The organism is Paenibacillus sp. WLX2291, assembly GCF_046603665.1.
Classification (GTDB): Bacteria; Bacillota; Bacilli; order Paenibacillales; family Paenibacillaceae; genus Saccharibacillus.
In genome coordinates this window covers 593229-618539 of record NZ_CP176755.1, presented here as the reverse complement: position 1 = coordinate 618539, position 25311 = coordinate 593229, and the positions used below count along the sequence as shown (strand labels likewise).

At 47.4% G+C, this 25311-nt stretch carries 21 protein-coding genes and 1 pseudogene; 9 read left to right on the top strand and 13 right to left on the bottom strand.

The features are described from left to right. Positions 1-26: 26 nt before the first annotated feature. Positions 27-1800: pseudogene (queG, locus tag ACDE64_RS02555) on the bottom strand (tRNA epoxyqueuosine(34) reductase QueG). Between the two features lie 437 nt (positions 1801-2237). Continuing rightward, the gene (locus ACDE64_RS02550) at positions 2238-2666 is read right to left on the bottom strand and encodes a GNAT family N-acetyltransferase (RefSeq protein ID WP_411346674.1); all 429 of its coding nucleotides are present in this window, start codon (positions 2664-2666) and stop codon (positions 2238-2240) included. An 824-nt stretch (positions 2667-3490) separates the two neighbouring features. On the opposite strand from ACDE64_RS02550, the gene ACDE64_RS02545 reads away from it, so the two are divergent. Then, positions 3491-4102 carry a superoxide dismutase gene (locus tag ACDE64_RS02545; RefSeq protein ID WP_411344997.1) on the top strand — a complete coding sequence of 204 codons (612 nt, stop codon included), beginning with the start codon at positions 3491-3493 and terminating at the stop codon, positions 4100-4102. A 144-nt stretch (positions 4103-4246) separates the two neighbouring features. Here the strand turns inward: ACDE64_RS02545 and ACDE64_RS02540 are convergent, their stop codons facing one another. The 3 genes from ACDE64_RS02540 to acpS all read right to left on the bottom strand — a co-directional run bounded on the left by ACDE64_RS02540 (position 4247) and on the right by acpS (position 7871). Then, positions 4247-5419, bottom strand: coding sequence for an oligogalacturonate lyase family protein (locus ACDE64_RS02540; RefSeq protein ID WP_411348917.1), 1173 nt, complete (start codon positions 5417-5419; stop codon positions 4247-4249). 150 nt (positions 5420-5569) lie between these two features. Next, positions 5570-6931, bottom strand: coding sequence for an A/G-specific adenine glycosylase (gene mutY, locus ACDE64_RS02535; RefSeq protein WP_411350215.1), 1362 nt, complete (start codon positions 6929-6931; stop codon positions 5570-5572). Positions 6932-7472: 541 nt separating this feature from the next. Beyond that, a complete protein-coding gene (acpS, locus tag ACDE64_RS02530; protein ID WP_411348916.1) occupies positions 7473-7871 on the bottom strand; it encodes a holo-ACP synthase in 399 nt (132 codons plus the stop codon). Positions 7872-8092: 221 nt separating this feature from the next. Here acpS and ACDE64_RS02525 point away from each other — a divergent pair, with 221 nt between their 5' ends. Next, the gene (locus tag ACDE64_RS02525; protein ID WP_411348915.1) at positions 8093-8848 is read left to right on the top strand and encodes a helix-turn-helix domain-containing protein; all 756 of its coding nucleotides are present in this window, start codon (positions 8093-8095) and stop codon (positions 8846-8848) included. Continuing rightward, positions 8849-9316 (top strand): hypothetical protein, encoded by a 468-nt coding sequence (locus ACDE64_RS02520; RefSeq protein WP_411348914.1) that lies wholly within the window; start codon positions 8849-8851, stop codon positions 9314-9316. It abuts the gene before it with no gap. A gap of 156 nt (positions 9317-9472) precedes the next feature. Here ACDE64_RS02520 and nadE read toward each other — a convergent pair whose 3' ends face one another. The 3 genes from nadE to ACDE64_RS02505 all read right to left on the bottom strand — a co-directional run bounded on the left by nadE (position 9473) and on the right by ACDE64_RS02505 (position 12769). Further along, positions 9473-10279: an ammonia-dependent NAD(+) synthetase gene (nadE, locus tag ACDE64_RS02515; protein ID WP_411344995.1), complete on the bottom strand. Its 807-nt coding sequence runs from the start codon at positions 10277-10279 to the stop codon at positions 9473-9475. Between the two features lie 192 nt (positions 10280-10471). After that, positions 10472-10906 (bottom strand): BrxA/BrxB family bacilliredoxin, encoded by a 435-nt coding sequence (locus ACDE64_RS02510; protein ID WP_411344994.1) that lies wholly within the window; start codon positions 10904-10906, stop codon positions 10472-10474. 153 nt (positions 10907-11059) lie between these two features. Continuing rightward, positions 11060-12769, bottom strand: coding sequence for an ATP-binding protein (locus ACDE64_RS02505; RefSeq protein ID WP_411348913.1), 1710 nt, complete (start codon positions 12767-12769; stop codon positions 11060-11062). Positions 12770-13078: 309 nt separating this feature from the next. Between ACDE64_RS02505 and ACDE64_RS02500 the strand changes: the two genes are divergently transcribed. Beyond that, positions 13079-14362, top strand: coding sequence for an NAD(P)/FAD-dependent oxidoreductase (locus tag ACDE64_RS02500; protein ID WP_411348912.1), 1284 nt, complete (start codon positions 13079-13081; stop codon positions 14360-14362). 412 nt (positions 14363-14774) lie between these two features. Here ACDE64_RS02500 and ACDE64_RS02495 read toward each other — a convergent pair whose 3' ends face one another. Continuing rightward, positions 14775-15641: a glycerophosphodiester phosphodiesterase family protein gene (locus tag ACDE64_RS02495; protein WP_411348911.1), complete on the bottom strand. Its 867-nt coding sequence runs from the start codon at positions 15639-15641 to the stop codon at positions 14775-14777. Between the two features lie 782 nt (positions 15642-16423). Between ACDE64_RS02495 and ACDE64_RS02490 the strand changes: the two genes are divergently transcribed. Further along, a complete protein-coding gene (locus ACDE64_RS02490) occupies positions 16424-16891 on the top strand; it encodes a MarR family winged helix-turn-helix transcriptional regulator (protein ID WP_411344990.1) in 468 nt (155 codons plus the stop codon). A 173-nt stretch (positions 16892-17064) separates the two neighbouring features. On the opposite strand, the gene ACDE64_RS02485 is transcribed toward ACDE64_RS02490, so the two are convergent. The 4 genes from ACDE64_RS02485 to ACDE64_RS02470 all read right to left on the bottom strand — a co-directional run bounded on the left by ACDE64_RS02485 (position 17065) and on the right by ACDE64_RS02470 (position 20839). Continuing rightward, the gene (locus ACDE64_RS02485) at positions 17065-18714 is read right to left on the bottom strand and encodes an ABC transporter ATP-binding protein (protein WP_411348910.1); all 1650 of its coding nucleotides are present in this window, start codon (positions 18712-18714) and stop codon (positions 17065-17067) included. A gap of 14 nt (positions 18715-18728) precedes the next feature. Beyond that, positions 18729-19346 carry an ECF transporter S component gene (locus tag ACDE64_RS02480; protein ID WP_411344988.1) on the bottom strand — a complete coding sequence of 206 codons (618 nt, stop codon included), beginning with the start codon at positions 19344-19346 and terminating at the stop codon, positions 18729-18731. A gap of 168 nt (positions 19347-19514) precedes the next feature. Continuing rightward, complete coding sequence (locus tag ACDE64_RS02475; RefSeq protein WP_411348909.1) at positions 19515-20255, bottom strand: energy-coupling factor transporter transmembrane component T family protein; 741 nt, start codon at positions 20253-20255, stop codon at positions 19515-19517. A 248-nt stretch (positions 20256-20503) separates the two neighbouring features. Further along, the gene (locus tag ACDE64_RS02470; protein ID WP_411344986.1) at positions 20504-20839 is read right to left on the bottom strand and encodes a hypothetical protein; all 336 of its coding nucleotides are present in this window, start codon (positions 20837-20839) and stop codon (positions 20504-20506) included. A gap of 345 nt (positions 20840-21184) precedes the next feature. Here ACDE64_RS02470 and ACDE64_RS02465 point away from each other — a divergent pair, with 345 nt between their 5' ends. The 4 genes from ACDE64_RS02465 to ACDE64_RS02450 all read left to right on the top strand — a co-directional run bounded on the left by ACDE64_RS02465 (position 21185) and on the right by ACDE64_RS02450 (position 25055). Further along, positions 21185-21664: a GAF domain-containing protein gene (locus tag ACDE64_RS02465; RefSeq protein ID WP_411344985.1), complete on the top strand. Its 480-nt coding sequence runs from the start codon at positions 21185-21187 to the stop codon at positions 21662-21664. Between the two features lie 184 nt (positions 21665-21848). Further along, entirely contained in the window at positions 21849-22064 is a 216-nt protein-coding gene (locus ACDE64_RS02460; protein WP_411348908.1) for a hypothetical protein, read from the top strand. 175 nt (positions 22065-22239) lie between these two features. After that, complete coding sequence (gene pepF / locus ACDE64_RS02455) at positions 22240-24042, top strand: oligoendopeptidase F (protein ID WP_411348907.1); 1803 nt, start codon at positions 22240-22242, stop codon at positions 24040-24042. A 410-nt stretch (positions 24043-24452) separates the two neighbouring features. After that, positions 24453-25055 (top strand): nitroreductase family protein, encoded by a 603-nt coding sequence (locus ACDE64_RS02450; protein ID WP_411344982.1) that lies wholly within the window; start codon positions 24453-24455, stop codon positions 25053-25055. Positions 25056-25311 lie beyond the last annotated feature (256 nt).

Sequence of the window (25311 nt, the reverse complement as noted above, 5' to 3'; positions counted from 1 at the left end):
ATTTGGATCATATGCGTTGGGATTTCTCAGAACAATACCGGCTCATTTTGTAGATTGCTGTACCCTTCCAGTCCGAGCAGCCATTCCTTGTTGTTCAGACCGCCGCCATATCCGACCAGCTTGCCATTCATCCCGATCACCCGGTGACACGGCACAATAATGGAAACGGGATTGCGGTTATTCGCACCACCAACCGCACGCACCGCAGCCGGAACACCGATCTCAGTGGCGATATGCTTGTACGAAACCGCCTGTCCATAAGGTATCTGACGCAGCGCTTCCCAGACACGCAGTTGAAAGTCCGTTCCTTGCATATCCAGCGGCAGGTCAAATTCCTGACGTTCCCCGGCAAAATACTGCTTGAGCTGCGCAGTCGCTTCTGCCAGCATGTCTGGCGAATGCTCCAGCACATGATCGCCGTACCAGCGCTGACACCAGACTACCAAACGTTCGGCAGCCTGCTCATAAGAGCGGAATTTGATATGACACAATCCAGCACCGGAATGAACAAGTGTCAGTGTGCCAAGCGGTGTATCCAACTCATCGTAGTACAGATGATGCACTGTCTGGTCAGACTTGTTGTGTGGCGCCAGATGGTTCTCCTGCTTGCTGCTCATTCGCCAATGCCTCCTCCAATAGATGCTGCGCGGTCAGCAGGCGTTCGATCACTTCATGCTCTTGCTCACGCTCCAGCCCTTTTTGCACCGCTGTCAACGCTTCCTCACCGCCAATTCGGCTTAACGCCCAGGCAATCGTACCGCGAATGACCGGACGCACATCTTTGATCAGCATCTCTGCAAGCTTTGGTACTGCGCTTTTATCTTTAAAATTACCGAGCGCGATAATCGCATTACGCTGAATCGGATTCTTCCCGCGCCATGCTGATGACGTATCGCCAAATTCCTGCTTGAACTGCTTGTTGCTCAGTTCCAGTATCGGCAGCAATAGCGGCTTCGCTTTTTCTGGATCAGGACGTAGCTCCTGCTGGTGATTCCAGCTTTTGCCCTTGTTTTTCGGACAAACGATCTGACAGGTGTCGCAGCCATACAGCCGATTCCCGATCTTGCGCATATGCTCATCGGACAACATACCCTTCGTCTGGGTCAAAAAGGAAACGCAGATTTGCGCATTCAACTGACCCGGATTCACGAGCGCGCCGGTTGGACACGCATCAATACATTTGGTACAGGTGCCGCAATCCTCCGTTACCGGCGTATCCGGGGCAAATGGAATATCGGTAATCATATCACCAAGGAAAATCCACGAACCGAGCTTGGGCGAGATGATCGCACAATTATGCCCGTAAAAGCCAATCCCCGCTCGATGAGCAACCGCGCGGTCGGACAATGCCCCTGTATCGACCATGCTCTCGATACGCGCCTCCGGCACCTTTTCGCGGATAAAATCTTCCAACCGCTGCATCCGATTGCGCAGCACCGTATGATAATCTAGCCCCCATGCTGACCGCGCCATAATGCCGCGATACTCACCGGGTGCGGACTTCGGCGGATTCTCCATTTTGGAATGATACGTAACCGCAATGGCGATAATCGAACGCGCGCCACCAAGTGTCAGCGACGGATCGATCCGCTTGTCCAGATCCGGTTCTTCAAATCCTGACTCATACCCTTTGCGCCGATTCTCTTCCAATACTTCACGCAAATATAAAAAAGGATCGGCGGTCGTAAAGCCGATATCGTCGATACCAAGTTCCGGACCTGCATGCTTGATTTCCTGCTTCAGCCACTCCCAGCGGTTGGACTCTGTACCGGCAATTCCGGTATCACTCTGCTGTGTCATGAAGCGGCTCTCCTTTCCAAACATCCGTATTGCTGATTCGCCTGCATCCTGCTAGATAAGCGACAAACCTGTATCCTCTGCTGCCAGTCATGTTGTATATATACGTTCAAAGACACACAGTCCTCCTACAATTCATCACAAAACTTCTCTCCCATTATACTGCATCCGAATGGAAAAACGTCTAAAAAATAGAAAAACACATCCGTTTATCCGATCCTCGTCGGAAAACAAAATGTGTTACATTAACAAAGCATACGCAGCCGAAGCCTCACAACCGGATCACTACGATGCATACTGACAATCATCCCTCCCGACGATCGTCCGCACCGCAATGTCCGGCAGCACCGTTATCCGTCACAGGATAGCGGGCCGCTCGTGCAAGCGTGTATATTCAAGTATGGTTTCTGTTCTGTTATCTCTTGTTTACATTCAGAAAATCAGGCGTTTGCCGCAACAATGCTCAACTTTTCATATGTGCGCAGCACTTTGCTCTCATCATATCCCAGAGCGGCGTACAGTGGCATAACCACTTCGTTGTGTTCGTCGCCGGCAACCATAATGCCGCTGACGTTGCGCTGCTCGAAGCGTTTCTCCATGGAAGTGATCAGCGCGGTACCAATACCTCTGCCTCTCATATCAGGATGAACGGCGATACGGTAGTAGCAACCGAAGTTGCGATCAATCGTACCAATTAACAAGCCAATAATCTCTTCTCCCTGCTCCGCAACAATAATCAGTTCGGAATCCCAGGACAATTGTCTGGCAAAAGGTCCCATCGTGTGTTCGTAACACTCTTCGGACAGAGCTACCTGGAGCAGCTCCTGGACAAGGTTCAAATCACTCAGCTTAAAGGAACGAATATTCATCATCCAAACTCCCTCTTTATCAGCTTAATCAAGCAACGTTTGCAAACATACCCCTTAACACTACATATGGGAAGCACAAAAAAGAAGGACATCTGCATATACCAGCCACAAGCCCTACATCGATGTTTGTGTAAAATCCCCTGTTATATTGTACCCAAATTTCGGCAAAAAACCTCATATTATCGCACAATATAATCTCAGTGTTAATTAAACCATAATTTTCTGACAATTACATCACTTTTCTCATGAAAGCGCTTCATAACTCCGTTTTTCAGCAAAAATGATTCCAAATATCCAGTTCATCAGGAATAGTTCTGGCAACATGGGCTTATGTCTATGAATATAAAGCTCCAATTATAAATATTCCTCCAAAACCAAATATCTTAATATGAAATCACAGGAGCGACAAAAACGATTATATCACTAGTTTCTGGCTGTCACTATACTTTTTATCATAATGACGTCAGGTTTTCTTTTACCATAAAATTACATGATCTCTTTATGAAAGCGCTATACAAAAGCGAGTCATCTATGACGCAACTTCCTGATTTACCCATTCCATAAGGAAAATGACGTGATTTCGCCTATATTTATATTTGGTCAATAAACGAACATACGATCCTTCTTCTGTTCATTCCGTTTTGAATAAATATCCATCAGACCGATAAAAAAAATTTTCTTGCCTTTTCCGCATGGCTAGGACTTTCTAAACATAAATGTTGATTTAGTCAAAAATATACGGTTTAATATATAGGGTAAGATGTTTATCTACATATGGAGTGGAACTTCCGCTTCAAATTCAAAATCTCAGGAGGTATTTTACGATGGCATTTGAATTACCGGCACTACCTTATGCAAATAACGCTCTGGAACCACATATTGACGAGCAAACGATGCTGATTCACCACGATCGTCACCATAACACATACGTAACCAATTTGAATACCGCTCTGGAAAGCGCTCCTGAACTGCAAGGCAAAAGCCTGGAAGAGCTGATCTCCGATCTGGACAGCGTTCCAGAAAGCATCCGCACAGCGGTTCGCAACAACGGCGGTGGTCACCATAACCACAGTCTGTTCTGGGAAGTAATCGGTCCTGACGCTGGCGGCGCACCAACAGGCGAACTGGCAGCTGCTATTGACAGCGAGCTGGGCGGCTTCGACAAATTCAAAGAAGACTTCGCAAAAGCGGCTACAACTCGTTTTGGTAGTGGTTGGGCATGGCTTGTTGTCGGCAAAGACGGCAAACTGGCAATCACTAGCACACCAAACCAAGACAGCCCTGTATTCGAAGGTCTGACTCCACTGCTGGGTCTGGACGTATGGGAACACGCATACTACCTGAAATATCAAAACAAACGCCCTGACTACATCGGTGCTTTCTGGAATGTAGTAAACTGGGATGCTGTAAACGCACGTTACACTGCTGCGAAGTAATTCCAGCATAGATAACGCGCACAGCGCATACAGAAAAGACGATCTGCATAGTGCAGGTCGTCTTTTTGTATTGTTATATTCTACTATTGTACGCATTCATTGCTATTCTCCATCACGAATGGTCACAATGATCAGATGTAATGGTTAGTCTAAGTGATCCAGAGGTTCAAAACGCGGCAATCGCTGTACATCCTCCGGTAACTCCACCATATATACGTTGCCATATCCGCTACGATCACTGTTGAAAAACAATCGTCGTCCGTCATCGCTCAGACGAGGGTGGGCATGCAGCTTTTGTGAGTGAAAGCTGCATCGCAGCTCGCATACTTCATACGAACCAGCATAGCGCCCCTTTTCATCGCGCTCCCATAAATGCAGCGTATCCACTTCCCCCTGCCCATCCGCTATTACTAACCTTTCATTCTGGTACAAGTGCCAAGTTGAAAAAGGAATCTTCTGCTCCTCCAGGCCAGTATTATCGTATCGAATACGTCCAAAAAAGCACGTTCCATCCGCTGCAATCCCATGATATCCAATCTGCTCTCCATCCGGCAAAAAGCACTCATGACCAACCGATTCTCCCTGTTCATGACGCTCACGGATAGTCCAAACGTCACCGCTGCGCAGATCCAATCCCCATATCCGGTGATCCACCAGATGCCAAGGTCCTTCATGGCAAAAGGTTATTAGCCACGGCAGAGTCGCCGACGCATTGATATGAGTCACAAAATGACGGGTATGGAACACCTCGCGTGATATGCCACTTTTCAGATCGACTGCAATGATGATGCTGTTCGGCTGCGCATCCATCCACTCGCGATGTCCGACATACCCGTTGCCCAGATCGGTATCGATCCGCTGTGACAAATCCTCGGTAATACACGTCAGCAGCGTGCGACTGTCAGCAGTACAAGTTACATTGCCCAGCACATAGCCTTCTGGACAGCGGTACTTGATTTTTTCGCGAAAATGGGTCAAATGCAGCGCACGAATCACCCGCTTGTCCGATACGAGCGCATACTGCTCATCCGGCGTGAGCGCTACGTCCAGATCGTCGTTGTTGGCATACGTGGTTAACTGGGTCATTTCACCGGTTTCCAGCTGTATCGAGAACAGATTCGCACTATTATCCCGGTCGGAAATAAACAGCAGCCGTTTGCCATCGTCATACAATGGATGTTCGGTAAAATACGGCAATCGACTATGACCACGATAATCTGTCAGCTGGTGTACCTTTAACCCGGTACGACGGTCGGTGTACGTACTCCACTCCGGCGCCCATATCGTGCCTTTGACCATAGCAATCGTTCTCGACATGTTTATCCCTCCGCATGATTGGATTCAGGATTCAGCTTCAATAGATTTCGTACGAATCTGGTTGCCTCGCTTGGCTGCTTACTTGCTGACATGATTAGCTTTAGGTATGGAATCGCTTGGATAATTGGCTCCTCGAACCGTTGTGCCGGACTATTTTGAAATGCCAAAATGCTGCTGCAAAATTTTCAGGAACAGATTCGGGAACGCATACTTTTCCATATCGTCGCGTCCGATCCAGCGGTAATCATATGCCACTGCTTCGCCTAGCAATGTGCTAGGTACAACATCGTAATTGGCAGACTGTTCAGCCACCTGTGCCTGCTCTAGCGGCTCTGATGTGTCGGTAAGGGTGCCTGTGGCAAGCTGTTGACGAATAGCACTGCGCACTTCCGGTGTCGAACCCGGCAGACGGATGTCCAGTGTACCCTGCTCCACTTGCTCGCCAGACATGACTCCCATACCGTGCCAATCCTTGCCATCTACCGGCACATCAATTTGCCCTGCTTCCGTACAGCGGAAGACGCGCATATACCACTGAATATGACTAAATGTATGCTCGGCGCTCATCCATTCCTCATCTGGACGAACGTCGATGCCTTCATTTTTAAGTACATGGTTAAGTCGTTCCATCGCGGCAGGCTGTGTCAGATCGGAGCCAGCACCGGCTTTTTTGGCGTCGGAAGACAGGACATGGGGCAATTCCCACATCCGTGCCAGCAGACCGGTTGCTGGACGCTGACGAATCAGCACTTTGCCTGCATGCTCGCCGCGTCCTTCGACTACTGCCATCAGACGATGCTCTGGGCGTGGTGGTTTGGCTTTGGTTTTGATCGGCAATTGTTCTTCCATGCCGTTGATTCGCCCTTCACAATGCTTCATGACCGAGCAGGTGAGACAATGCGGTGACTTGGGCGTACAGACGAGCGCGCCTAGCTCCATGAGCGCCTGGTTAAAGTCGGATGCGCGTCCGGTCGGGATCAATTCGCGAGCGAGCTTTTCCATTTTGACACGGGTGGATGCTTTGGCAATATCGTCACTCAAGCAAAAATAACGGGACAGGACGCGCATGACATTCCCGTCCACCGCTGGTTCAGGAACGTTGTAGGCGATGCTCAGGACGGCTCCAGCGGTGTATGGACCGATTCCTTTTAATGCGGAAATCTCTTCTGGCGTATCTGGCACGATCCCGCTATGGCGTTCAACGACCTGCTTCGCCGCTGCTTGAATGTTACGGGCGCGCGAGTAGTAGCCAAGTCCTTCCCAGCATTTGAGCACGTCTTCTTCTGGCGCTTCGGCAAGCGACTCGACAGTTGGAAAGCGCTCGATAAATCGCTGAAAATACGGAATCACGGCTGCAACACGCGTTTGTTGCAACATAATCTCGGAAATCCAGATATGGTACGGATTGCGGCTGCGTCGCCATGGCAGGTCTCGTTTATGTTCGTCATACCATGCCAGCAGTTCGCGGCTGAAATAACGTTTGGCTTCGTGTTGTGGTGTTATGTTGGACATCATCAATCTCCTTTGGGGGCGTGTTTCCCATCGAACGCCCTTTATTTGAATGTGGGCTTTGGTGCAACATAGCGCTCCGGGAAGGGATAAGGGAACGGACTCCGGTGGAGCCGCGGGAATCTTTGGATTATGAGTACATGAAGATTCCCGCACCTCCAAAGAGGCAAGATATTTTGCTTACGCAAAAATCACTTTTCATTGAACCTCGTGTTTGAAAACCACAAACACTGTAAGTCGCCCTTATGCCTTATTCCCTCCCCTCCGCTTGGTGCAACGCGCAACATTCTTTTTGTGCGAAGCAGTAGTGAATTTGGTGTTTGATTTGGTGTTTTGAGAAGTTGCGATACTTTAAAAAATTCAAAGACTTTAGAGACTTTAGAGATTTTAGAGACTTTAGAGACTTTAGAGACTTTTGACATCTTACATGTCTTTTTGACTTTTTGAGTAGTAATTATTTGAGATGATTATTTCAGCAGATCGTTTTATATGAGATGTTGCGTGTTATATGTTGGGTCTGCTTGTTCAACTTTTGCTTGAACGTCTAGTTGGTTTTTTCCACGATGGCGAATGCGGATGCCAGGGTGGGTTGGTGGGTGATGCTTAGGTGGATCTGGTAGGTGTTGGAATCTTGTTGTAGGTCCAATCGCTGCCATGCTCCGGTGGACAGGGTGACCTGAGGTTTGCCGGATGCGTTAGGTAGAATTTCGATGTCGGTGAAGCTTATGATTTTGCCGATGCCGCAGCCGAAGGCTTTGGTGATGGCTTCTTTGGCGGCGAAGCGACCGGCAGTGAATTCAGATAGTCTGGGACCACGCTGCTCAGCCAGTGTTTGCTCGGCGGGTGTCAGAACGCGTTTGAGGAAGCGGTCTTTTTGTTTGCCTTGCAGCAAGCTGATCATTCTGGCGATCTCCAGCACATCATGCCCTATTCCGTAAATCAAGTAAGTGTCCTCCTGCCTAATGTCCCTGTATTGTATTAAACCAAAATCGGTAAACAGGACTCGATATTTTATCGTACCTATTTTATGAATTGAAGTAAATATATATTTACACTTTTATAAAAAAGTAAATTTACTATTTATCGAAGTAGTATAATAATGTATTATAAAAGTATGCATAGATTATTTGAATTTCGAGTAATCGTATGAAAGGAGTGAGTCGTATGAGTGTTCAATTTCAACAGCTTTCTTCAAGCTTGGAGCAAGCCATTGAAGCCAAAAATCTGTCAGTGATCGAGAATGAGACAACGTTGGTATTTTTTACGATTTTTCAAGTGTTTATGCGGACATTTGCTGATCATATTCAGTATATCAAAGGCGATCTGGATGTGCTTCGCCTTGATCCGCAATATATTCTTTCTAAGGATCATGCAGATCAATTGCAGCAATGGCTACAGCGTCTAGATTCACCGGAAGCATTGACGGATAGTAATTTTGGCAAGCTTAAGCTGGATTTGGAAGAATGGTATTACAAAGTAGGCGGACAGCAATTGATGATTGGTTATGAGCAAGCCTATTTGCTTAACATTGCGGAGACATGCGAATTGCTTGGTGTATCCAAGCCCACATTATACAAGTATATTCAGAACGGATTAGAATGTCTGGATACATCCAATCAGAAAAAAATCCCACGATTTGCTGTTGAGTTATGGAAGCATGAACCGCTATATATGCTGAAAATGCAACGTAATTTTCAAATACGTCAGCTCAGAAATATGAGCGTACAGGATCGCTTCAAAGAGGTATCCAGCGAAATCACCGAATTGGAATTGAAATATGGGGATTTTATAACCAAGTTTGGGCATTGTCATGGCGATGATCTGGAAGATTGGGATGAAGCGAATGATTATAACCTTTGGAAAGATTTGCTGGAAGAAAAAGAAGAATTACTGCTTACATTGAAACAGGAGCGAACGTAAATGGAGCATTTAAACCCTAGCGATTTTACTATCGCGATTGAACAGTTTGAGCATCTGCTTCATCAGTATAGCGATCCGGCAATTGCATATCCTGTTCCATATGAAAAAAGGCGCCCCAAACGCATCGAAGCTTATTATCCACTCAAGCCACATCCTATTTATGGTATTACCGCCCTGCATGCAGTGGAAACGTATAACGAGCAGGGCTACATAAAAAGATATAATTACGAATGGTTTATCATGTATCCACGTATGGGTATTTCCTCCAAGCACATTACTAGCTGGGGAAATGATCCGCATGATGATCCTGATACACCACCGGAGTTGCGTGTGCAAACCGAACCGCATCATCAGCATCATATTCCATTTCATCGAGCTGCACGAAGAGATAACTACACTGTGCGTAATTTGCAAGATGCCTTTGTAGCTATTGAACCGTACCTTTTACAGGGCTTGCCTTATACATAAATCCACTACACACAAAAATACATCCACCTACCAAAAGAACCTACTCGGCTTATCGAATAGGTTCTTTTTTACACTATAAAAAAGCGACTCAATCCATCATCGGATATAAGTCGCTTGTTTCATTACATCTAAGTCAGATGTTGTACTTGCTTTACATTAAATACCTGGGATCGGATCACGTTTGTGTGCGGTACGTTTGTAGTACGTCTCCAAACGTTCTGCTACTTCGGGAGCGATCGATTTGCCTTCCAGGTAGTCGGAGTTGTCAGCGTAGGTGATGCCGAGTTCGGTTTCGTCAGTTTGATTTTCCCACAGACCAGCGCTTGGTGCTTTGTCGAGAATGGATTGCGGGATATTCAGATGGGAAGCCAATTGACGAACCTGACGTTTGTCGAGCGAGCTGAGCGGTGTAATATCGACCGCGCCATCGCCGTATTTGGTAAAGAAGCCAGTGATCGCTTCGGATGCGTGATCTGTACCAACGACGAGCAGGTTGAGCGAGTTGGCAATCGCGTATTGTACGACCATGCGGGTTCTCGCTTTGACATTGCCTTTTGCCTGCGGGCTGAGTGGGTCTTGTTCCAGCTGTGGCATTACGCTGTTTACCGTTTGCTCGATCGCATCGACTGCTTTGTGCACATTGGTTTCGACTTTATATTTCAGGTCAAATGCCTGTGCGACCGCGTAGCTATCGTCGATATCGGATTGGGTGTCGTACGGCTGGAAGACGCCGACGGTTTTGTATTCGCGTCCGGTCGATTGTGTCAGTTCATCCGTTGCCTGTTTGCACAGACCGGTGGCTACTGCACTATCGATCCCGCCGCTAATGGCGATTAGCAGACCTTGGGAACCGGATTTCTCAATATATCCTTTTAGAAAATCCACCCGTTTGCGGATTTCAGCTTCCGGTTCAATCGTTGGTTGTACTTTCAAATCGTTAATAATGTCCTGTTGAAGACTCATACTCATCATTCACTCCTTCGACTAGTCTCAAATATACATGATCGGACTACAACCGATATGCGTATTTCCTTCCTTCTGCATCCGAACATCGCCGACGCAGAAGTTGCTCTCTTTATATATACCCATAAACAAGGACATCCTGCAACCGTCACATGAATGTGACAGCGCAGGATGTTGTGTTCTCGTATGAGATTACAGGCAATATTTCTCGAATGCGTCGTTGAGTGCAATCGCGATATCCTCAGCGGAATGGTTCTCAATCTGGTGACGCTCGATAAAATGCACCAGCTCGCCATCTTTCAGCAGAGCGATCGATGGGGAAGACGGTTGGTACGGCGCGAAGTATTCACGCGCTTTGGCAGTTGCTTCTTTGTCCTGACCAGCGAATACGGTGAACAGGTGATCCGGTTTTACATCGCTTTGCAGTGCATGAGCTACGCCCGGACGGCATTGACCGGCTGCGCATCCGCATACCGAGTTCACAACGATCAGTGCAGTACCTTTGGAATTATCCAGTTGCTCTTGCACTTCTTCCGGTGTACGCAGTTCTTGGATACCGATACTAGTCAGCTCATCACGCATCGGCTGTACCATATCTCTCATATATTGATCAAATGACATTGACATATTGGTTCACTCCTTACTTTTCATAAGCATTACCTCTATTATACACAGGTTATATCAGAATACCACCGTATCCCGGTAGATTTCATGGAAAATACAGGTTTATTTTACCCCTATCGACTTGGTTCGAGCCGCGATAATGAGAGGATCAACGCTTTACCCCATATCCGGTATCGGAGTTGGTTCTGAAGGCAGTGATTCTTCGGAAGCTCTGAGGAAAATGACAGAAAAGGTCGTGCCGCGTCCTTCCGCAGAATAGACGGTAATACGCCCATTGTGACGTTCGACAATGCTAAGACAGAGCGACAGCCCCAAGCCTGTTCCTTTGGTCTTGGTCGTATAAAATGGCTCAAACAGCTTGTCCATCTTATCCGGTGCAATGCCCGGTCCGGTATCGCGGATATGCATGATCACTTCGGCATCCGTCACTTCCGTTTCAATCGTCAACTCCCCTTTGTCCTCCATCGCCTCCATGCCGTTACGTGCCAGATTGAGAACCAACTGCTTGATCTCCTTGGAGTTCAGTTCTAGCAGGGGAATATCCTGTCCCGGTATAAATGTAATCGTCTGTCCGCGTAGATTGGCATCTGCCCATAATAGCGGTAACAATTCTTCGATGATCGCGTGCAGACTGAACGGTTCTTTTTCCACAATTCGGTTCTGCGCTAGCGACAGGAAGTCGTTAATGATGCTATTGGCGCGATCCAATTCGTCGAGAACGATCATATAATAGTGATCTAACGACGATGGACTTTTCTCATGCATCAATTGCAGGAATCCGCGTACGACAGCCATCGGATTACGAATCTCGTGGGTGATGCTGGCAGCCATTTTGCCGACAAGACTGAGCTGTTCCACATGACTCAGCTCATTACGTAGCCGCTCCACTTCGGTAACATCTTGACCGACAATGACGAAGCCGCTCAATTCGCCACCCGGCTTATGAAACAAAGGTGCCACATTCAGATAAAAGACGCCGTATTCCAGCCGCAGAATCTCGCTCTCATTACTGCGACTCTGTTGAACCCGCCGAATGAGACGAATCGTGCCTTTCAGCCCGCTTCGAATATCGCCGCCTTCCAATGCAAAAAACGAAATATCATTCACTTGCTCACGTTGTAAGCCAGGCACTGAATGGCGCAATAAGGTGAATGCCGCTTCATTGATTGCTGTGATCTGTCCTTTGGCATCAATGGAGGTGATCATCATCGGCGCCACATTCATAATCTGGCGCAGCTTCTCCGCTTCCGTAATGACGCGATTGGATAGATCCAGCATCTGACGACTTAACTGCTTTTTCTCAATAATTTGTTCAATCGCGGTAGTACAGTAATCGCCTGCAATGACCGCCGCGACGACAATGAGCGTAATCAACATCCAGATACCTATACCAAGCTGGAATAGCGGTATTTGCAGGGCAATAACAACCAACGCCAGAAACGTACTCAGCAAGACAAGCACCATCACAATCAACCGTTTGCGGCGAAGAGTGGAGTGCTGAAAGAGCGGATAACACAAACCTGCAATCGGATACAATAGCAACCCGGTCTGAATCATTAAATCACTAATGTTAACGTTATCACTAAATAATATATACATAAATACACTGAGCAGCAGTAGCCACAACCCACGCCATGCGCCTATGTACAATACACCGACAATCAACGACACCACACTGAGTGGAATTCGGCTATCAATCGCGCTATAAGCCGCCAGAATCCAGCCGATCACAATACTGAGCGCAAAGGAGATGACGAGCACTGGAGCGTATCCGCGCCATGCCAACCGTCCATGATGCAGAGAATCGTCACCACTGCGTTCCACCACACCGGAGAATACGAAAACAGAAGCGCCTACAGCAAGCATTTGCAGCAGGATTTCCTTGACCGCAATAATAATGACGCGCCCCTCCCCCTGTCTCTGTCGTACTTCGATTAAAGCACAGCACGGATAGCATTACAATATATGGTTCTTTGTGCCACCATTTTCAAATCACCTATACAATACCCCTGTTTCTCCAAACTATAAACACTGCAATCAGATGAGTTTACTCAATCCGTTGTAATCTGCAATCTATTGTACTGCTTTTGCAATGCAGCGGTCGATCGGTCACGATTCATGGTATAGTAGTCTGAGATATACATTTTACTACTTTATATAAAGGAACGATTACGTTTGAAATACGATATTATTGTGATCGGCGGCGGATCAGCGGGTCTGATGGCGAGTGTGGCAGCCAGCGAACATGGCGCGCGCGTACTGCTGATTGATAAAGGAAACAAATTAGGACGCAAGCTGGGCATCTCCGGCGGCGGACGCTGCAATGTCACCAATGCCAAAGAAGTCGATGAATTAATCAAATATATTCCGGGCAACGGACGCTTTCTGCACAGCGCGCTGGCAAACTTCAGCAACCGCGATATTATGGCATTTTTCGAGAATATAGGAATTGCGCTGAAGGAAGAAGATAATGGGCGCATGTTCCCGGTCACCGATAAAGCGAAATCTGTAGTAGATGCGCTCGTGAACCGAGTGCGCGCGCAGGGGGTTGATATCCGGGTGAATAGCCCGGTCGCGGAAGTGTTATATGATGAAGGCACTGCCTGCGGCGTAAAGCTGCGTGCTGGTGAAGTCATTCGCAGCCGGGCAGTCATTATCGCGGTTGGCGGCAAATCCGTGCCACAAACAGGTTCCGAAGGCGACGGTTATCCATGGGCGGAAAAGGCAGGTCATACGATTACCGAGCTGTATCCAACCGAGGTGCCGCTCACATCACCGGAATCGTTTATCCAGAGTAAAGAATTGCAAGGCTTGTCCCTACGCAATGTGCAGCTGACTGTCTGGAATCCCAAAGGGAAAAAACTGATCATGCACGATGGCGATATGCTGTTCACACACTTTGGCATTTCTGGTCCTGCCGCGCTACGTTGCAGCCAGTATGTGGTCAAAGCGCTCAAAAAGTTCCCGGTCACTTCGGTGCAATTGACGATTGATCTGCTACCGGAGCAGAGTGCAGACGACATTTACCGGGAAACATTGCAGATGGCTGAGCAAGAATCGCGCAAAGCGGTCAAAAATGTGCTCAAAGGCTATCTACCAGAGCGCATGATTCCGCTACTGCTGCAAAAAGCGCACATCGCTGAGGATATCACGTATCACAATATTCCGAAGCAGCAATGGCTGGAGCTGGCACGGCTGATCAAGGCATTCCCAGTGGCGATCAACGGTACGCTGTCGATCAAGGAAGCATTTGTAACTGGCGGCGGTGTGAATCTAAAAGAGATTCATCCGCAGACGATGGAATCCAAGCTGATGAATCATTTGTACTTCTGCGGTGAAGTGCTGGATATTCACGGATATACGGGCGGTTACAATATTACGGCTGCCTTTACAACTGGTCATGCGGCAGGCAGCAACGCGGCGGAAGCAGTTGGTCGGAGTGAATCTGAACCAGTCTAACGATAAGAGTGAATGAGAGCCAAATGATTCCAACTATCGAATGATGGTAGCGTTAGATGATCGTAGCGTTGGATGATTGTAGAATCTTATCTATTGTTGCCTTGGATTGATAATCGTCCAAGTTAAAACATATGCTTTGTTGTCTATCAATATGGAGATAGACGATCGTCTATTGATATAGAAATACACCCATACACCAAAACCCTCGTGCAAACTGATGACTCAGAATGCCGGGGATTTTGGTGTATGGGTCCAGCAATCTTCTTGATAGCTGGCAGCATATTCGTCTGTTAGTATATGTGTCTCGCAGTATGACACCGAACAGAGAAGCTGCTTGCCTACCATTTTCTTCAGCGCATCATTCTCTTGCGTACTTCCGCCTCAGATCCTTTTGAAATACTAGCGAGTGCCGTCATTGCTCATCCAAATAACGACGCAGCATAACCGCATTGTCAGTCTGGATCATATTGAATCCATGCTGTAGCTGCCACTCCCAGCCTTCCGCTCCATGTAGCTCAGAGTGACCACCACATAATGAATCCCACATCGTATTTACCCACAGTCGGCAACCATATTGCTGTATCCTTTGCAGCAGTGATGGCTGAAGTAACCTACTGTTCTCCTGTTCAAAACAAATCTCTACCGCTTCCAGGCGTACCATTTCACAACATTCTCCGATCCGCTCCACATGATGTTCATTACTATCGTCCAATATGTGCATATACAGCGGCTTCTGTGGTTTATGATTCAGAAAAGAATGGACTTCTTCTGGTTCAGCCGTACTTTTGAATACCGTCTGTGCCACGGTGTCTGTACGCAGCAGCACAGCGTATACATCGTCGCGCCATGCCCAGCATTTGTCCAGATTGATCATGACCTTGTCGCGTGCAAGAATCATCACCTCTTCCAGCGTCGGGATCATATAATTGGTCAGCCGCTGATCATGCCCGCCCTGATGCTGACGCAAGCGCAATGCCCGTAGCTGTTCCAGCGTCATCTCCGCCACTCTGCCGCTACCGTTCGTCATCCGATCCACCGTCTCATCGTGCATCAGTACGAGCTGTCCGTCGGCGGTGCGCTGTACATCAATCTCGATCAGATCAGCGCCTGCCACGATGGAATACTGAATAGCTGCCAGTGAATTTTCCGGTGCTAACCGCCAATCGCCGCGATGTGCAGCGATCAGTACACGCCCGCGATGATCGTGAAAGCTGGCGATAATCTGTTGTAAATGACTGCGATACGGCTCTGCTCCCAAGGTCAATGACTTATCTCTCATCACTATCGTTTCTCCACTTCCTTATTGTTGAGCAGTCGCTAATGACTGCCTTTTCTTTTTATCCACTTTAACGTGGGAGTATTAAAAGGAATGGATATTTGTGCAATATTTGCGTAAACGTTTTGTAAAAGACCAACTTCAGTTACCAACATGCTATACACAAATTAGTACCAGATATTAAGTGTTTACACACAAGTTATAAACACCTTATCCACAGCCTGAGGATAGATTTCAGTAAAATTATTCCACTCTATACACAGGTTCACCACATTATACAGAACAACATGTGTATAAAATGCTGATAATTCGCCTTTTTGCTGATTGTCTATGTATAACAACTATTTTTTATGCATTGTAATCTCCGCTTTTTGATAAAAGAGAAATTATGCACATGCTTATCCACAATATTTATCCACTTTTCCACAGGTCATACACATCTTGCGCACAGACTTTTTTCCATTTCTACATTTGAACACTACCAAATGAAGATGAAATCATTTTTCATTTGTACAATTCCAGATGAATATTACGATTATAAAGAAATTGCCGTCAGTGTATACATTTTATCCACAATTTCTATTCTTGTGAAAATTAGAACAGATAAGTACCTTTTTAAACGCAATTTAATCCTTAAATTTAATATTTAAAATGGCTGACATTGTGACAAATGATACATTTTTTAATTTTAATTGCAGGTAAGATTGAATTAGATTCCAGATTACTTCTTATAACTCTTTTGCATAGATGTTACGTATCCCACACCCGGAAAGGATGACTGTATCATGATTAACATGTCTATGAATAACACTGAGCAATCCATGCATCTGTACCGCGTCTTCGCCAAAGCTTTTAAAAGCCTGAACGAACATGCTGTTGCCGGAAGCAAAATCGAAGGCTTCAACTCTACCGCATTTTCTGTCATGGAAGTGCTCTACTTTAAAGGCGCTCAGCCGATTCAACAAATTGGAGCCAAATTGCTGCTGCAAAGCGGCAACGTTACGTATGTCATCGACAAGCTAGAGCATGGTGGTCTGCTGCGCCGTCACCCTTGCCCAACCGACCGCCGCGTCATCTACGCCGAGCTGACTGATCAAGGTCGTGCGATGATGGACGAGATTTATCCAAAATACGAAGAACGCCTGAACTTCGCACTGGGCGGTCTGAATATGCAGGAAAAAGAACAACTGATCTATTTGCTCAAAAAGCTAGGTATGGAAGCAGAGCGCTTGTCTCCATCTATGCGAAAATAAGATCAGTCTGAATATAACTCAAAATGCAGTTCCTCTCACGGCGACATCGTTTCGTCGGAGAGGAACTGCATTTTGTTTGTACCGATATATTGTTATTCTCTTGAGTTACCACGTGTATCGTTGCCGTTCCTTGACAGATGTACTTCCTTTTCATATTGGTGGTGATCCCTGCTTCAGGAGTCGCTTGCTGGATGCAGATGCTGTTCAGACTGGATGCGTCCTTCTGCTAGCGTAATGATACGTGTGGCGTCTCTACTGAACAATTCCGGTTCATGAGTAACAATCAGCAGCGCTGCACCACGCTTCATAGCAGTACGGCACTGCTGCAATATGTGCTGTACCGTAAAATAGTCTACTGCTGCTCCCGGTTCATCCAAAATATACAACGGACGCTCCAGCAAAAATTGAGCGGTAGCGGACAACAGTCGCTTTTGCCCAGCACTCAGGCTGTATGGCGAAGCGTCGCGTTCTGCCAGTAATCCAACTTGCGCTAACTTCTGCTCTACCTGCTCCACCCATAGCTGTGGCAGTGGTTGCCGACGACGCAAATTCAACTGTGCTCGAATGCCGAATATGCATTCGTCCCATACCGTTGGCGCTACCCACTGATGATCCGGGTGCTGAAACAAATATCCTGTATCTTGCGCGCGCGTATCAATGAACTCGCGTCCGCTATCTCGCTCATGACGGAAAACATGTCCGCTCGGTGGCGTCAGTAAACCTGTTAGCAGACGGGTTAGTGTTGTTTTACCAGAGCCGTTGGCGCCACATAGTAGCACCATTTCCCCCGGATACAACGATAGCGAAATATGGTGCAATGCTGGCACGGATGAACCTGCATACGTGTAATCCAGCTGACGAATATCTACAATCGGCTGCAACATAGTTGATGAGGAACGTTGTTTCTCAGATGATACTAATGGTGCTTGCTGCTGTTGACTCGGTTCTGATTGCAGTGACGCTGGCGACTTATATGCTGAAGGAACTGACGACTGTTGCGACGATGGAGATACGGATTTAGACGCGAAGAAGCCAGATGACTTATCCGCCTTTTCAGCTTCCATTTCTAATAGCGCTGGCAAAATGTACAGCTGACGCAGATCCTCTCCGTGCAGTTGTAGCAGCTCCGTCGGTGTACCTTCCAGAACGATCCTGCCCTTTTCCAGCACAATGACACGATCTGCTCGCTGTACACTATCATCCCAGCGAGCGGATGCCGTAATTAGCGTACCACCAGCAGCGTGCCAATCACCAATCATACGAAGTACTTGCTGACGACCTGCGGGGTCGAGACTTGCTGCCGGTTCATCCAGCAGCAACATTTGCGGTTCCAGCGCCAGTACAGCCGCCAATGCAGTACGCTGGCGTTGTCCGCCGGAGAGCTGATGAACACGGCGATGACGCACATGCTCCAATGCCAGTGTTGTCGTCAACCGCTCTATGCGCGAGCCGATCTCCGCCGGCGGCAAACAGAGATTTTCCGGTCCAAATGCGATCTCATCCTCTACTGTACCGACGACCAGCTCAGCATCCGGGTCTTGTCCAAGCGAACCTATAGCAGCTGCCAGTTCTCCAATCGGTGCTTCCGCAGGGTCGATACCCTGAATACACACCTCTCCCTGCCGCTGTCCACCAGCCAGCCGTGGCAGTTGACCATTGATCAGGCGACACAAGGTCGATTTGCCGCTACCACTTGCACCGACAATCGCAATCCATTGTGCCTGTTGTATTTGCAAATCAATTTGTTGCACCGCCGCTTGTTCGCTGCCGTCATACACATACGACACCTGCCGCAGTACAACTGCCGGTTTCGCCATGTCCATGTCGTTATTGCTCATTAGCGTTGTCCGTTGAATCCGGCGAATCGGCGTAGCAGACCTGTTTTACCAATCGCTTTGGCAAAGACTACCGTTAACAGACCGCACAACAGCACACCACTCAGAATACGCACGACGAGTGCAATGGACAGAATGGTCATTCCCCATTTGGCATAGCCGAACATTTGCACTGCCACTACGAACCAGATTGGCACCATCGCGCCACCGATGAGCATCATCCAGCCAGTCGACCAGCGACGATAACGAGTAATCGCCATCAGCAGTTCAGCAACGAGCATATAACAGATCGCTGCGGCAAAAGCGGAAGCAATACCGTATGATACGCCGACAAAGCTCTGTACTAGCGCGCCCAGCGCATATGTAATTACGGCTGTGCCCGGTTTACGGATAATATAACAAGCCAGCAGTCCATAGATCATATACAGACCGACAATTGTAGAAGTGAGAATCGGACCGCCAATACTGCTAAGCAGCTGATTCACTGCGCCCAGATACATCGTCATGACCGCATTGGCAGTCGCCAGCAGCGCCATCAGCACGATATCCATCGTCGTAAACGCTTGGAAGGTACGGCTCATTTTGCTGTTGGATGAATTGCTATTTACATTTGTACTCATGATTTCGCTCCCTATGTGTTGGTATTCAGCAGTTTACAATGATGCAATAATGTTAATTCATTACTGCTCATTAATTGTTAACCACAAAATATAATTTAGGTTAACAATATGGATAAGTCAATCTTTTTCTTACATTGTAGTCGCCAGTGCGACATCTTCAGACCGAAGTTACACCAGCAGGCAGAGCGCCAGTGTAACTCCTGCGCTGGTCAGCATGAGTGGCAATGCATAGGATGGCAGTACAAACGGACGGTAAAACGTACGATGTGCGGATGCGCCAAATCCTTTGCCATCCATTGCACCAGCAATATATTGAATACGGCGCACCGAACCGGTAAATACAGCTGCCAAATAATCCCGTGCATGCAGTAATCCTGCCGGTCCACGCGAGATACGTTGTCCGCGCAAACGCCTTGCCGCCAGTGCCAATCTGCCTTCCTCTCGCAACAATGGCAAAAAGGTCAATGCCAGCGCTAACCCATAAGCAAACCGATACGGCACCTTCAACTTCAATACGAGCGCACCGACCAGCTCACGATAATCGGTCGTTACCGATAGTGCCACCGAAGTCAGGCAAAAGATAAATATACGCAGCGTCATCACCGCGCCATATTCCAGTCCGCCACTCGTCAACTGCAAAGCGCCCCACTGCCACCATACTTCGCCTTCACGTACCGACAATAGCGATAATCCAAAGTACGGAATCCCGATGCCTGCCAGTAATTGCACAAGCGGGCGACTCACCATCTGCCCTGTACCGATCACAACCGTCGTCCACACGAATCCGAACAAAATCAGCTGTGGCAGAGCATGCTTCATATGAACTGCCAGAATCGAAATGCACAGCAGCATGAAGATCTTCGTCAGCGGGTCGATCCGGTATAGGAACGGCTTTTTCTTCTGATTCAATTTCGTTTCCTCCATTATGCTTCACGATATGCTAGAACCGTCTTAGAATAACCTGCACGTCTCCATTGTGCAACTGCAAGATTGACGTTCTGTATAGAAATCATTCCTCTACATTTATACATATCGCGCACATGTATATGTTGAATATTGTGTCTGGGATACCGTGTTGGGCGTATGGGTATACGGCAAAAAGCCGGTATTCGCTCATCATAGCGGATACCGGCTTTTTGCCGACTGTACTTATACAATTAAACGATTGCGGAAGATGCCTGCTTGGACATCGTACGCTCTGGAAGGTTGCCGGGAGCTGTAGGTGAAACGACTTCGCCGCACAGCAGCGATAACCGCTTGCGGATTTCCCTCAATTCGCTAATACCCGTGCCGGTAATCCGATACTCATCACCACTGACAGTCAGCATATTCTCGGCTGTGAGATGCACAAGCTCCTGCTTGATCTCACGATCTCCAACACGATACCCACGGTTCTCCAGAATAGGCTGCATATCGGCAATCGTCAGCATGTGCTGATTCGCCTGATGCAGCATATGGATTCGAATAAACAAATTTTGTACCTCCGCATGCATATACCCTTCTCCCCTTCCAGTCGATGAAATGATGTATAAAGGTCGTACGCCGTTCTGGCTAAGAGCGTAAGCAAACTGTAATCGCTGTTAACAGATTAGCCCTGTAAACCGTTATGATTCAAGCTGTACTTACCCTGCTTGCCTATTACGTAAACAGGTTTGCTAAATTTATACCAATTTTTACCTTACATTTGAAGTAACGCTGTACCGCTTGAACGGATACCTTTCATTTTAGGCAATGTTCATTTGCAAATAGGGGCAACAATTGTATACTGGGTGTAGATGTCGAATCTGGCACGGGTACAGCTGAAAGGTCTGTAAATCTATCCGAAAAAGGTGACTTTCATGTTTGAAAATATAGCATATACTGGCTCCCGTGAGGAGCAATACGAGACGGCGCTAAGCCAGCTCAAAAGTCTGATCCATGACGAACCGGATCGCGTCGCCAATCTGTCCAACGCTTCCGCGCTATTGAAGCAATGTTTGCAGGATACGAACTGGACAGGCTTCTATCTGTATGATGGCAAGGAACTGGTGCTTGGACCATTCCAAGGATTGCCCGCCTGCATTCGTATTCCGCTGGGCAAAGGCGTGTGTGGTACGTCCGCATCCGAACGTCGCACATTGCTAGTTGCCGATGTGCACGAATTCCCTGGTCACATCGCCTGCGATGCCGCCTCCAATAGTGAGATCGTTGTGCCGCTAGTACGCGATGGCGAGCTACTTGGTGTCATCGACATCGACAGTCCGCTCAAAAACCGCTTTGACGAGCAGGATCAGCAGTTTTTGGAACGCTTTGCCGAGATTTTGGTACAGGCGATCTAATGACTTTTGAATCGTAAACGCATATAAACAATCCCTTGTTAGCCGCTCCTGTGAGCGGCTTTCTTTGATTTCTTCACTCCCTTCTGATGATTACTTCTTACATACTACACATTTTGAACACGTGTATTTTTGATATATACTGTGTAATTAGTTCATTTCAATTTTCAGTAAGGAGGTGCCAAAAATGTCAAGAAGAACTCTGGGTGGTGTATTTTGTTTCATTGCAGCATTCCTTTATTCCACTTATTTTATATGTGCTTCCATTTTGGGAGCAGGTACATTGTTACCTATTTATGACACTTCTCTTACCCCTCTAACGGTTGGAGCGTGGATCTTTTTGATCGCTGGGATTGTGTTTATCATCCTTGCTGAAATGAGTAACGATAAAAGAAAAAGCTAATGAGATGAGACATCATGCTGTAACATGGCAACTACAAAAAGGATTATGCTGCCACGTTTTCATGATAGAATTGACTATAAACAGTTAGACAGTCATACAATGATAAAGCCAGCTCCTGCCCTATGAATCAAATGAATGCTTACCTACATACCATCATTCAAGGAGGAATACGATCATGTCCAAAACGCTCAGCCGCTCCGAAGTGCCGATTCCCGCTACGTGGAATGTGAATGATCTATACGCCACTGAACAAGATTGGAACGATGCTCTAGCCGAGATTGAACAGCAAACGAAGCAGATTCAACAATTCCGCGGTCGCCTTGGCGAGAGCGCAGCTACCCTGCTGCAATGTCTGGAGCAGCAAACGGTACTAGAGCTTGCGCTCTCGAAAGCGTACAGCTATGCCAGTCTACAGCAATCCACTGACGGTAGCGACTCTGCCAATATCGCCCGTTCTGCCAAAGCAGGTGATCTGTACTCCCGCGTGCAAGCCGCTATCACATGGATCGATTCGGAAATACTGGATTTGCCGCAGGACGTCATTGCAAACTTCAGACAACAAGAAGCTGGACTGCAACCGTACGAGCGTATGTTACAGCAACTGGATGAGACACGTCCGCATCGCCTTGCGCCAGAAACGGAAAATGCACTGGCTGCACTAGGTGAAGTCACCGGCGCGCCGTATCGCATTTATGTGCGCAGCAAGCTGACCGATATGACTTTTGACGATTGCACGGACAGTGAGGGCAATATCATCCCAGTGTCGTTCCGTTTATATGAAAATGCGTATGAAGTGTCCGCTGATACTACGCTACGCCGCAATGCTTTTACTTCTTTTACCAAAACGCTCAAGCAATACCGCAACACCTTTGCTGAAACGTATGCGACCGAGGTGAAAAAGCAGATCGTACTCTCCGGTCTGCGCAAGTACACTTCCGTGACCGAAATGCTGCTGCAACCTCAACAAGTCAATGTGGATATGTATCACAACATTCACAACGTGCTGCTGGAACAACTGTCTCCGCATATGCAGCGCTATGCCGCTCTGAAAAAACGCAAACTCGGACTGGACAAGTTATACTTCTGCGATCTGAAAGCGCCGCTTGATCCATCGTACAATCCATCTGTATCGTATGAGGAAGCCAGCGATATGATTCAGCAGGCACTAGCTCCGATGGGCGAAAATTATAGTACTATCATCCGCGATGCCTTTGCCGGACGCTGGATCGACTATGCCGATAATGACGGCAAATCGACTGGTGCATTCTGCTCGCCGGTATACGGAGAACATCCGTACATTCTGATGGCATGGTCAGACAATATGCGCAATGCCTTTACACTCGCGCATGAGCTAGGACATGCCGCGCACTTTGCGCTGGCGGCAGAGCATCAGCCATTCAGCAACTATTGGTGCTCCACATACTTCGTTGAAGCGCCGTCCACGATGAACGAGCTGCTGCTTGCAGATCATCTGCTACAAGGATCAGATGACAAGCGTCTGCGCAGTTGGGTCATTCAGCAGCTACTCAGCACGTATTACCATAACTTCATTACTCATCTGCTGGAAGCGGAGCTACAACGACAGGTGTATGCGGCTGCCGAGCAAGGTCAAGCGCTAACCGCTGACTGGCTATCGACTACCAAGGGTCAGATTTTACAATCGTTCTGGGGTGAGACGTTGGAATTGGACGAAGGCGCTACGCTCACATGGATGCGTCAGCCGCATTATTATATGGGCTTGTATCCGTATACTTATGCTGCTGGATTGACCGCTTCCACCGCTGCGATGCAGCTCATTCGTCAGGAAGGGCAACCGGCAATTGATCGCTGGTTAAAGGCACTTCAAGCAGGAGGTTCACAAGACCCGCTGGAGTTAATGAAGCTTGCCGGTGTCGATATGTCGGGACCTGAACCAATCCAATCCGCCGCCGATTATGTCGGCTCCTTGATCGCAGAATTGGAATCACTGTACGAATAATCGTGTGATCAGCCAAGACATCTCACAGCAAACACAATAAACACAACTAAGCTCCCTGCAAACTGAAACCTGCTTCTAACGGACAATATGTCTGTAGAAGCAGGTTTTTATTTGGCGGGAAAATAAGTTGCCATAGCTTCAGTAGATTTGCCGCAACACTGGATCGGTCGCTATAGCTTCAGCACATTTGCAACAATACTGGATCGATCACTACAACTTCAGCACGTTTGCCATAATACTGGATCGGCTGCTATATCATACCGCCAAATCTGCTGTACAGTATATTGTCAGTCTGATTACTACCACACCTACTTATTCTTTTTCAAAAAGTGCTTGACTCACAACAATTATGTAGTATCATTAAAAAAGTAAGTAACAAACATTTACATATCAAAGAGGAGGATTTTTTCATGTCTGCTGAATTTTTCAAAGCTCTGGAAAACCGTCGTTCCGTTTATGTAATCAGTAAAGAGTCGCCTATCGACGATAACAAGATCCAACATATCGTAGAAGAAGCGATCAAACATACACCGTCTTCCTTCAACTCCCAAAGCGCTCGCGCGGTTGTACTGCTCGGTGAGCAGCACGACAAACTGTGGAACATCACAACCGAAACACTGCGCGGTATCGTGAATAACGAGGAAGTATTCAAAGCGACCGAAGAAAAAATGGGTCTGTTCAAAAATGGCTATGGTACTGTATTGTTCTTCGAAGATACCGATATTATCACTAACCTGCAAAACCAATTCGAAGCATACAAAGACAACTTCCCACTGTGGGGACAACAAGCGAACGGTATGCTGCAACTGGTTGTATGGACTGCACTGGAAGCCGAAGGTCTGGGCGCCACTCTGCAACATTACAATCCAGTGATCGACGAAGAAGTAAAATCCACGTGGAACATTCCGGCACAATGGCAGCTGGTAGCACAATTGCCATTCGGTACACCCGCTGCCCCAGCTGGCGAGAAAACATTCCAACCTGTTGAAGAACGTGTGAAAGTGTACAAATAAGCAATCCATTGCTCATTCCCTATGTCTTGATTCTACTAAGTGATAAGGATGCATGCCTTGTAAAGATGGGTACGTGATTCTATAACAGCACGTCAAAAAAGCTTCGGACAGCCAGTTATAATGCTGCTGTCCGAAGCTTTTTAATATGCGTATATCTATTCTTCTTTGCCTCGTTACGATCTGTCATCTCATATATCCAAATGTGAAAACAAGCATCGCGAATCGATTCCGCAAACAGAATATACATAGCTAATAG